The 5291-nt window shown below is 58.6% G+C and carries 4 protein-coding genes; 3 read left to right on the forward strand and 1 reads right to left on the reverse strand.

Features of this window, described 5'->3' with window-relative positions:
* The 3 genes from ABJK70_RS19525 to ABJK70_RS19535 form a co-directional block, all read left to right on the forward strand.
* On the forward strand, positions 1–254 hold a 254-nt coding region (locus ABJK70_RS19525), incomplete at its 5' end, for a helix-turn-helix domain-containing protein (protein ID WP_347258829.1).
* 480 nt (positions 255–734) lie between these two features.
* Positions 735–2405: a SulP family inorganic anion transporter gene (locus tag ABJK70_RS19530; protein ID WP_347258830.1), complete on the forward strand. Its 1671-nt coding sequence runs from the start codon at positions 735–737 to the stop codon at positions 2403–2405.
* 12 nt (positions 2406–2417) lie between these two features.
* Positions 2418–2801: a hypothetical protein gene (locus ABJK70_RS19535; protein ID WP_086133049.1), complete on the forward strand. Its 384-nt coding sequence runs from the start codon at positions 2418–2420 to the stop codon at positions 2799–2801.
* 177 nt (positions 2802–2978) lie between these two features.
* Here the strand turns inward: ABJK70_RS19535 and ABJK70_RS19540 are convergent, their stop codons facing one another.
* Positions 2979–4865, reverse strand: a complete 1887-nt coding sequence (locus ABJK70_RS19540; RefSeq protein WP_347258831.1) for an alkaline phosphatase PhoX — start codon at positions 4863–4865, stop codon at positions 2979–2981.
* Between the last annotated feature and the right edge of the window lie 426 nt (positions 4866–5291).

A 5291-nucleotide genomic window follows, 5' to 3' on the forward strand; every position in this document is an offset into this window, starting at 1 on the left:
TGTTGCCGGTCGAATGGTTGCAGCTGCGCCGGCACGGCGAAAAAGGAATGCCGGGCATCGATGCCGCGAGCGCGGACGGATTGTTCATTCCGCTCGACGGGAGCATGGCGTTGGACGATATGGATTGCTACATCATCCGAACCACCCTGGAGCGCCACGACGGCAACGTCACCGCCGCCGCCCGCGCCCTCGGCACGACCCGCGAAACGCTGCGCTATCGCATCCGGAAGTACGGGTTGAAAGAATCGAGCTGATCCGGCTATCGGCTTTCAGCACCGGCACGAGGCTAACGCGTCCCAGTGCCGGTACAGGACATCGCATTTTTGACTGGTTTTCGTTCCGTTTCCGGTTTCTGCTGGCCGGTTTGCCGGAGCACTCTAAGTTCGATTGTACGGTGAGGGAGCCGACGTAGTGCCGGCTTTCGGCAAGCGTCTTGAATCCCTCTCGATTCCCCTGTGCAAAAGAGGGCGGGCGGAATGGTTTTCATCCCGCCCGTTGCCGTGTCCGCACAAGCATGATGAAAACTCTCGCCCCGAACGACTGGGAGAAGTTCATTCGGTGACCCGGATGCGGTTCAAATACACCGCCTAAGCGGGTGGTCTTGAACCAGTCCACACTCAAATACCTCGCCAACTAAGTCATTTATATGAAAAATCAATAAGATAGAATTTTTCTGCATCTGGCATGGAAGTCGCTTCACCGGACTCGGTTAATGCAGTTTTGTGAGTGCGACTATGGTTTCGATCCAAGCTTTGCGCCGGGTGCCCCGAACCGGTCTGCCGGGGCTTAGAGACCATTGGCGATCGGATCTCGTATCCGGCTTTTTGGTGTTTCTCATCGCTTTGCCTCTGTGCCTCGGCATCGCCATGGCCTCCGGATTTCCGCCCATGGCGGGGATCATCAGTGCCGTGATCGGCGGGGTTGTGGTGTCCAGGATCAACGGCTCTCACGTCACCGTCAACGGTCCCGCCGCCGGACTCATCGTAGTGATCCTCTCGGCGGTCCAATCCTTGGGCCAAGGCGATGCCATGGCGGGTTACCGCTACACTCTCGCCGCCATTGTGATGGCCAGCGTTCTGCAAATTCTCATGGGCCTCTTGAAAGCCGGGAAGCTCAACGCCTATTTCCCGGCCGCGGTAGTGCACGGCATGCTGGCCGCCATCGGGATCATCATTATGGCCAAGCAAATCCACGTGATGCTCGGAGTGAAACCGGAAGACGGCGAAATACTCTCCGCGATCGCCGGGATTCCGTGCAGCGTGATGGCCGCCAACCCTGAAATCGCCCTGATCGGATTGCTGGGGCTGGTTATTTTGATGATCTGGTCGTGGGTCAGAAATCCGTATCTCAGGATGATCCCGGCCCCCCTGATCGTCATCGTCGTCGGCATGGCCCTGGGCCGGTATTTCGACCTGGAGCACGAACATGTCTTCCTGTTCCTGCCGCACCACGAGTACACGATAGGGCCGAGGTTCCTGGTCTCGATTCCGGAAGACGTTCTGGCGAGCTTTTACTTTCCGGACTTTTCGAAGATCGCGACGGTCGAGTTCTGGGGAGCCGTGATGTCGATCGGCCTGATCGGAAGCCTCGAATCGCTCCTGAGCGCCACGGCCGTTGACAAGCTCGATCCTTACAAGCGCCGTTCGGACCTGAACCGGGATTTGACCGCGGTAGGCGTGGGGAACCTGCTATCCGGACTGATCGGCGGGCTCCCGATGATCGCCGAGATCGTCCGTTCGTCGGCGAATATCAACAACGGGGCGAAGACCGGCTGGGCCAACTTTTTTCACGGCCTCCTGCTGGGCCTCTTCGTGGTGTTTTTTCCCCATGTCATCCATGAGATTCCGCTGGCGTCTTTGGCGGCGCTTCTGGTGTACACCGGCTTTCGCCTGGCTTCGCCCCGCCAGTTCGCCAAGACCATGGACATCGGCAAGGAACAGTTGGCGCTCTTCTGCGTCACGATTGTGGGCATTCTGACGACCGATCTATTGGTGGGGGTTGCAATCGGCATTGCCGCCAAGCTGATGATCCACATCTTTCGCGGCGTGGAACTCAAGCACCTGGCCAGGCTCGATTATGCGTTGAAGCAAACATCGCCCGGCACCTATCACGTCCGAATCGGCGGGTCGGCGATATTTTCCAATTTTCTGGCGCTCAAGCGCGTGGCGGCGGAATTGCCCGCCGGTCAGACAGTGATCTTCGATCTGGCGGACGCTTACCTCATCGACCATACGGTGATGGAATTCCTCGACCATTTCCGCCACGACTATCGCGACCACGGCGGCGAATGCCATCTTGCCGGTCTCGAAAACCACGAACCCTACGCCGACCATCCCTTGGCCGCACGGCGAAGGCGGCGGCCCATGGGGCGCCGGATCGTCTTCAAGATCGTCAAGAGCAGCTGATCCGGGAACGAAATGACCGCCATACCCCTCGCTCCGCTATCGATTCCGTTGGTCCGGTTCGCCGAGCCTCTTACCAAGGCGCTGGAAACCGAATACCAGGCCGAACGCATCATCGCGGCGCTGCGCCGCTGTCCTCAACGCAGGATCGAATTGGATTTCACCGGGCTTACCGATGCCAGTTTGGCGTTCTGCGACGAATTTTTCCGGCTTGCGGAGCGCGAACTCCCGGAAACCTGGCTGGTGCCCCGGCATTACGTTCACCCGTATCCGTGTCTGGTTCACGAACTGGTGAGCCGTTTGGAGCGATTGCGTGAAAAGACCTGGATCAAAGGGTGCGAATCGTTCATGACCGGAGCCGATCCCGGTCAGCGAAGTCATCGAACTTCCGCTGTTTGAGGCTCCGATGCTCGTAAGCGCCCGCCCTAGAGTTTTTCCCCGCGGTTTAGCGGTGCGGATTGGGAAATGCGTGGGTCGGCAATCCTTTGCCGACAAAGCCCTCGTCGACCCAGTGTGTCGGCAAAGCATTGCCGACCTACTGCCGCACCGACCGGAAAAACGCTCCGATTGCGTCTCTTATTTCAACGCGGGCAATGCGCCTTTGCGAGTGCCGATGTAACCGATCACCGCGCGATGCAGGGCGTGCCACTTCTCGTTCAGCTTCGCGATCACGAGATCCTTGTCGTGCCCTGTGTAGTTTTTATTCACTTCCTCGCCGGCGTGCTGGAAATTGCTCATGATGTAGGAAAAGCCGTGGGCATTTTCCACGATCTGTAAACCGGCCGCTTCCGCGCCCATCGGCGTGGAAAGGATGCGCGCCAAGCGGCGATTGTCGACGTTGTAGGCCCAGACGTAGTTATTGTTGCGGCGGCTGGTGTCTTCGCCGATAAAAAGCGTGCGGCTCGCGGGCGAAAACTTGAGATTGTCCGGTCCGCAAACCTTGTCCTGCTCGCAGCGGTTGCCTTCGGCATCCTTTCTGTCTTCGCCGTTGTCATTCTTGCCCAGCCACCCGCCCAGGAGTTCCGGCACGGATCTCATGGCGGACGCCACGAAGCGGCTATCGATTCCGGCTTCATGGCCGTCGGTCAGCTTGAGCTCGTAAACCGCCCCGCCGTCGTTTTGAGGCAGGCGAATATCGCCGGTGCCGTCGGCCATGCCTTTTTCGATACGCGAGATGGCGACATACGCCTTGCGTCCGCTCGGATCGTGGGCGACGCCTTCCATTTTGGAGAATTCGGTCGTGGCTCCGAGATAGGCCGCGTAACGGCGGGTTTCCAGAAAAGCCGCGGCTTTTTCCATATGGGGCTTGAGCCGCAGCCATTCGGTGCCGGTGTAGGTGGTGACTTTCTTGTAGCCATGCTCATGGGGGTCGGTATTGCTGGCGTCGAATATGTCGGCGAACTTGATGCCGTTATCGACCAGGGCCCTGATTTCGGCATCCGCGGCCGAGCCCAGCTTGATCCAGGTCAGCTTCGCCGCTCCTCCTTTCGACGCCGTGGTTTGTTTCCATTTGGCGGCGTAAAGCGTGCCTGACGACAGATCCTCGGGGTGGTCGGCGATGAACATGAACAGCCCGGTATTGACGCCGTCGTCGCCCATGTAAGCCGTGCGCCGGTCGGGCATTATTTCGGCCAATTCCCGCGAAAACCGGCCCAGGACGTAGTGCTTGACGGCCGATGCGGTTCCGTTGGCGTCGATCTTTACCTCCGGCACCAAACCATAGTGATAGGCATTGGCGTGTGCGGCATCGCCGAAGTAATACCGGCTGAACGAGTCGATGTCCGTGGTGTCGTCGCTGTCCTCGGTCTTGGCGCCGCCGCCGCGAACCTTGGCGTCCGGTTCGTATTCTTCGCTGCCGAGATGCGTGTTCCAGGGCGAAAGCGAGGCGGCGCAGGCTATCCAAAGACCGTTCACGCTGCCGAAGCTGATGTTGTGGTAATCCGCAACCGTCAGGGCGCCGGTGGATTTGTTTTGATCGAGCTTGGCAAAGCTCGCGGTCGCCGGCAGCTTGCTCCAGAAGCGTCCCGATTGCCCGGCGGGCGGCAGTTCCTTGTATTCGTACTGGGTGACCAGGGCCAGGGCTTCGTTTCGAAGAGGATCGTGGGCCTTCATGCCCGGTATCGCCATCAGGGAGTTGCCGTCCGGCGAATCCGAGGCGATTTGTCCGTAGGTGTCGGCCAGCGGGTGATCATGGTAGTCGTACAAGCCGCCCACGGTATGCCCGGCGATCGAATCGGCGGTGCCCATCAGTTCGTGATAACTCAGATCGTAAGTCCGGCTCTTGCCGTTCCGGTAAATCACTTTCATCCGGGCTTTGCTGTAAATGTCCGTTTTCTCGTCGGCGGTGACGGGAGCAGGCATCCCGATGAATTCGACCGATTTGACGGTTGGGGCGGCGTCGGCCGAACCGGCGAAAGTCAGCAGCGAGAGCGCTGACGAAACGGCTACGGTGAAAGCGTTCATTCTTGGCATTATTCGAAAAATATTTAACCCTAGTCGACGAATGTTAAATTCTTGTGACAATACGCCGAACAGGTGAGGCATTTGCCCTATGGTCCAGGCATTTCCCGCAAAAGGCGCGCCATAATCCGTTTGCGCATGCGATTTCTGGCTGATCCGGTATGTGGAATGAAACGTGCTTGTAACAATCCGCGGCTTGCTTCGGCAAGCCGTCTGATTCGCCTTTTTAACCGACTGATTAGGGAGTAGATTGCTCATGAAGACATTTATCGGTGTGATCACAGGGATTCTTTTCTTTTTCGGCGGGACTGCCGCGCAGGCCGCCCTGCTGGAAGGCCAATCGGTTTATTTCCAGTTTGCGGACGAGGACCTGGATTACTTCGGGACACCGTCCATCGACGGCGATACCCTGAGCTTCGCCTTTTCCGA

Source organism: Methylocaldum sp., from assembly GCF_039794385.1.
GTDB lineage: Bacteria > Pseudomonadota > Gammaproteobacteria > Methylococcales > Methylococcaceae > Methylocaldum.

Bases quoted from the DNA above. Each gene is read 5' to 3' on its own strand.
- ABJK70_RS19535 (WP_086133049.1), top strand. From the start codon at position 2,418: ATGACCGCCATACCCCTCGCTCCGCTATCGATTCCGTTGGTCCGGTTC.
- ABJK70_RS19530 (WP_347258830.1), top strand. From the start codon at position 735: ATGGTTTCGATCCAAGCTTTGCGCCGGGTGCCCCGAACCGGTCTGCCG.
- ABJK70_RS19540 (WP_347258831.1), bottom strand. From the start codon at position 4,865: ATGAACGCTTTCACCGTAGCCGTTTCGTCAGCGCTCTCGCTGCTGACT.